Annotated in this window: 5 protein-coding genes and 2 tRNA genes; 2 read left to right on the forward strand and 5 right to left on the reverse strand. The window is 70.9% G+C overall.

All coding sequences use genetic code 11. From position 1 onward, the window contains the following. Positions 1 to 764 precede the first annotated feature (764 nt). Positions 765 to 1,412 (forward strand): hypothetical protein, encoded by a 648-nt coding sequence (locus AB0J67_RS39210; protein WP_363490578.1) that lies wholly within the window; start codon positions 765 to 767, stop codon positions 1,410 to 1,412. 141 nt (positions 1,413 to 1,553) lie between these two features. Here AB0J67_RS39210 and AB0J67_RS39215 read toward each other — a convergent pair whose 3' ends face one another. Together AB0J67_RS39215 and AB0J67_RS39220 are read right to left on the reverse strand one after the other, a co-directional pair. Next, positions 1,554 to 1,871, reverse strand: coding sequence for a hypothetical protein (locus AB0J67_RS39215; RefSeq protein ID WP_363490580.1), 318 nt, complete (start codon positions 1,869 to 1,871; stop codon positions 1,554 to 1,556). A gap of 78 nt (positions 1,872 to 1,949) precedes the next feature. Further along, positions 1,950 to 2,022, reverse strand: a tRNA-Leu gene (locus AB0J67_RS39220). Positions 2,023 to 2,322: 300 nt separating this feature from the next. On the opposite strand from AB0J67_RS39220, the gene AB0J67_RS39225 reads away from it, so the two are divergent. Continuing rightward, positions 2,323 to 2,952 (forward strand): hypothetical protein, encoded by a 630-nt coding sequence (locus AB0J67_RS39225; RefSeq protein ID WP_363490582.1) that lies wholly within the window; start codon positions 2,323 to 2,325, stop codon positions 2,950 to 2,952. A 172-nt stretch (positions 2,953 to 3,124) separates the two neighbouring features. On the opposite strand, the gene AB0J67_RS39230 is transcribed toward AB0J67_RS39225, so the two are convergent. The 3 genes from AB0J67_RS39230 to AB0J67_RS39240 form a co-directional block, all read right to left on the reverse strand. Then, complete coding sequence (locus tag AB0J67_RS39230) at positions 3,125 to 4,081, reverse strand: sigma-70 family RNA polymerase sigma factor (RefSeq protein WP_363490584.1); 957 nt, start codon at positions 4,079 to 4,081, stop codon at positions 3,125 to 3,127. Between the two features lie 15 nt (positions 4,082 to 4,096). Then, entirely contained in the window at positions 4,097 to 4,282 is a 186-nt protein-coding gene (locus AB0J67_RS39235; protein ID WP_363490586.1) for a hypothetical protein, read from the reverse strand. A gap of 210 nt (positions 4,283 to 4,492) precedes the next feature. Then, positions 4,493 to 4,566, reverse strand: a tRNA-Ile gene (locus AB0J67_RS39240). Positions 4,567 to 4,700: the final 134 nt, after the last annotated feature.

Below are 4,700 nucleotides of genomic sequence, written 5' to 3' on the forward strand. Positions count from 1 at the left end.
ATGTACGGCAGGGCCAACTTCGCGCTACTGCGGCACCGCATCCTGCTCAACGCCTGAGCGCGACGTCCACAAGATCTTCGCCAGAGCCAGAACTGGTGTCCGCCAGCCCGGAGACAAACGTCCGCCCACCCGGATCATTCACTGGCCGCTGGCACACCTCGCTATGGGCCGGTGCGCGTCAACGCGGGCCCGGACCGTTCCTTGGGTGAGGTTCCCGGGTCACCGGTCGGGCTCCCGCTCAGGATGTTTGACGCAGGGCACGTGGTCCGGCGAGCAGCGTCACTGCGGCAGCCGCACTGCTCGCAGCCGCGCAGAGCGAAAGCGGGTTGTGACGGGACCTCGCGCAGAGGCTGGGATGCAGCCGCAGATGCGATCTGCCGAGCGCATCGTACGTGAAATACCCTGCGGCAGGTGAGCATGAACGCCCGTTTCCTGCCCCACGCCGCGGCTAGCAACGGGCGCTCACTGCGACCGCCTCCGTGGTCCCGGCTGGCGAGACCATGACCCCATCAAGCGGGTAAACCGCGCTCGCCAGTTCGACGACCGGCCGGATCGAGGTCGGCGGCCTCGGCCGGGGGCACGTCGTCGAAGAGGCCGTACAGGATCTCTCCAACGTGCCCGTCACGTTGGTCTACGCAAAGCGCCACGCCCACAACGCCGTCGGCGTCTGTTTGTCACCTGGGCGTACGTCATCACCTAGGACTGGTGGGCGTTGAGCACAGCGCGGCACCCGGCCGCGCTGACATCACAGAATAGGACCCTCCATGACCTCCGCCAGTATCGGCGCGCGATCCAGCGCGTTCCTCGCCGAGCACAGTGCCACGTTCGCCCAGGCGCTGATCACTGCCACCGACGCGGCGGCAGGCGGCCGGTTGCGCGATGCCGCGCTGGCGGCCGAGCGGCTACGTGACGGCGGCCGCCACCTGTTCAAAGCGGTGCTGCGCGACGCGCTGGACGCGGGGATGGACTGGTGGGCGCTGGGTGACATGGTGTCGTTGCACCCGCAGGCGGCCTGGGAGCAGTACGGCAGGCTCGCCGAGGTGCCGGCACCGGCGCCGGCGCGGCAGCGTCCGCACCTGGCGATCACGTTCACCGCCGGGTTGACCCGCGTGCACGAGCAGTCGCCCGAGTACGGCGTCGAGGTGTCCGAGGTGGGCTACCCCTACGGCTTCGCCTTCGACCCGACCGTCGAGCGGATCCGCGCCGCCGCCGGGGTGCTCGGAGAGGACGTGTGGATCGCCGTCACGCTGCCGGACGCCACCGAGCCGCCGGTCGCGCCCGTCGACGGAGTCGACGTGATCAAGCAGTGGACCTCGGTCCTGGCCGACGATGACGCCGTGGTGTGGCTGCGCGAAGTGCTGGACGCTCACGCTGCGATGCACGTCACCGCCGAAGACCTGGCGGTCTCCTGACCGCCCCCAGTTCTGTTGCTGGTGTATTCGTCGCCACGACGGCGATCTACAGGCCCGTGCGGTGCTTCCGCTGTCTGCGTAAGCGCGGCGGTGTCGCTGGCGAAGGCCGCCGGGATTCGGTGACGGCGGATCGCGGCCGGGTCAGCGGCTCGGGGCGCGCAGGACGACCTGCTCGTAGGCACGCCCGGTGATTGTCTGCCGGGGTGTAGGGCCGGTGCCCAGGACCTGGCGGGCCAGCGGGCAGATCCTGGTGACGACCGTCCGGCCGGTGCCCGGCACCGGCCGGGTCTGAAGAAAGCCTGCGTCGCGCAGGGTGTCCAGCGACGCCGCGACGTCGTCGCGGCTCAGGCCCAGCGCGGCGGCGCAGGCGTCGACGTCCACGGTGTCGGCGCCGCGGTCGACGTCGGCCACGACCGCGGACAGGACGGGCCGGTGCTGGGTGTGCCAGCGGGTGTTCATGGTGTCCATGATCGGTACAACGCCGCTGGCGCGATGGCGACACTTCCCGGCGTGGTGGCGGCGCCGGGTGTGGTGACGTGGGGCCGGCGGGATTCGAACCCGCACTGACGCGGTTTTAAGCCACGTGCCTCTGCCGTTGGGCTACGGCCCCGCAGTACCAGGCTGCCCACACATTCTCCTGCCGGAGCCCCCGCTCGGGGCGGCAGCGGAACTGCCAGCCGGGGGTCTCTGTGTCGCCGACGCGGGCCGGTCCTCGTCCGGGCGCCTGTCCCACACGTTGCTCGTCACGGCCGTTTCGTGATGCGGCAGCGTCGCGCGCACCGCCCGCCTAACGCTCGAGCAGCGTGAATGAATTGCAACGGTTTCAGCCGTTATGTGGCCACTTACCGTAGGGTAGCTATCCCGCATTGTGACACAGCATCGACCATCATCAGCGTTTATGGAGGCTGTGATGTCGTTGACCCGCAAGGAACCGGCAGATCCAGGCAAACCGGACCGGGAAAGATCGGACCAGCGCCGATACCGGATCGGCAGGGCGGACGTCGATCGCCAGGCGATCATGGCGGCGGTCCGGCAGGTGGCGCTCGACGTCGACGACGGCGTGCACGCCTGCTTCGCCGAGGACCTCCTCGACCCCGACGGGCTGTTGCCAAGGGATTACCCAGTGGCGTGTTTCGAGCCGTGCAGTGCGCTGCTGGCTGCCTCGCCCGGCGGCGCGCCGCGGGAGGTGCAGGTCGAGTCGGCGATCGCGCTGGGTCTGCGCCGCTGGCAGGGCAGCGGTGTGCTGGGCCGGGTGGGCGGGTGGCTGCTGCGGCGTGCCGCCCGCGGTCTGGAGCTGCTCACCCCGGACGGCAGCATGTTCTCGCGTGGTGAACTCGCCCTGCCGCCGCGGTGGATCTCCGAGGCGATGTCGGTGCGGCGGGTGCTCGTGCTGTACGGCCCCTGGGTCGGGGTCCGGCCGCCGCAGGGCTGCACCGACGACGGCCAGTACACCGCCCGGGCCCGCCGCGACGAGCTACGCCAGGCCCAGCGCAAGGGCATGGTCGCCGCCGGTGTGATCGCTTTCGCCGGCCGTCCGTGACGCCGCGGGTCCGCTGCGGGGCGGCACGGACCAGGAAACGTAGCGAAATGCGCTTCTGCGAAGCTGCGGCGGGGTTGACTGTTCGCATCGGCGATCGCTATCGGTGATGCCCACGCGGCCGCCGCGGTCCCGCCTCGTGCGTTACGGTTCTCCCCGCGTGCGGGCGGGGCCGTCACACCGCCACGGCGATCCGGCCGGGGCCGGTGACGGCCCCGCGGAGCGTGGCCAAAGCCTTGATCTCCAGCTGGCGGATGCGTTCGCGGGACAACCCCAACTGCCGGGCCGTCTCGGCCAGGCTCAGCGGCTCGGCCTGGTCCAGGCCGTAGCGCAGCCGGATCAGCCGCGCGGACCTGGCATCCAGCCGGGCCAGCAGACCGCGCACGCTCTGCCGCTCGGCGGCGGCCTGCAGGATGTCCTCCGGGCTGGGCGCCTGATCTCCAGAGACGAAGTCGCCGAACGGCGCGCTGTCGGCATCCTGCCCGACCGGCGCGTCCAGGGACGTCACCGGCGCCGCCCACCGCCGCAGGTCCTCGATCCGGTCGGCGGTCATACCGAGCGTGTCGGCGACCTGGACGGCGGTGGGCTGCTCGCCGAGCACGGCGATCAGCTGCTGCTCGGCGCGGCGCACGCGGCTGATCTCCTCCTGCAGCCCGGCGGGTCGGCGGATCAGGTGCTGGTGGCCGTCCAGGGACCGGCTGACCGCCTGGCGGATCCACCAGGTGGCGTAGGTGGAGAACTTGTGGCCGCGGCGGAAGTCGAACTTCTCCACCGCGTGGACGAGGCCGAGGTTGCCCTCGCCGATCAGGTCGCCCATGTCGACCCCGGTGCGCCGGTAGCGGCGCACCACCGACACCACCAGGCGCAGGTTGGCCTGCACGAACCGCGCCTTGGCCGCGCGTCCCTCGGCGATCACCTGGTCCAGCTCCGCCAGGCTGACACCGGCGGGGACCTGGTCCTGCTCGATCAGCCACGCGGCGTACAGGCCGGCCTCGATCCACTTGGCCAGCTCCACCTCCTCGACGGCGGTCAGCAGCGGCGTCTTGGAGATCTCGCCGAGATACATGCCGACCAGGTCGCGTTCGCCGAACCCCGCGTCGAGACGACGTCCCGGTCTGGCGCTGCTGCGCATCCGCGTGTCCCCTGACTAGACGGTGGCCGCGGCGCGGTCGGCGGGTGCGGTGGCGTTCAGGCGGCGTAGCTCGGCGACCTCGCCGGTCAGCGCCTCCACCCGCTTGTTCAGCGCCTGCATATAGGCCAGGAACACCTCCAGGCCGCTGACCGACCCGAACACCAGCTCCCCGCCCCCGGCGGTGCCGTCCGGCCTGTCCATGTGACCCCCTATCCCGACGAACAGGTTCCCCGCTCCCATCGATGCGGGTGCCACATATTGCCTGCCTGCCGCGCCACCGGACACCCCTCGGGCAGCCCGATCTGCTCCGAGACGCAGGGATTGGCGCACGTTTGTACAGTTCTCAAGCCAATAATACGATTTCGCACGAAGTGGCGTTGGTCACATGGCGACTCGTGCGGAGCCGGGAAGTGGGGCGGGCGGGACTTGAACCCGCGACCGAGGGATTATGAGTCCCCTGCTCTGACCCGCTGAGCTACCGCCCCGCAACGTGCCGCACGAGCGTACCGGCGCGTGCCGTTGAGCGGCACGCCACCTACACGCGGCAGAGGTGGTGCGCGATGGCCGCCGGCGGCGGCGTCCCACCCCCGATGGCCGCCGGCGGCGGCGTCCTTCGGGG

The sequence above is a fragment of the Catellatospora sp. NPDC049609 genome (genome assembly GCF_040675365.1).
Lineage (GTDB): Bacteria > Actinomycetota > Actinomycetes > Mycobacteriales > Micromonosporaceae > Catellatospora.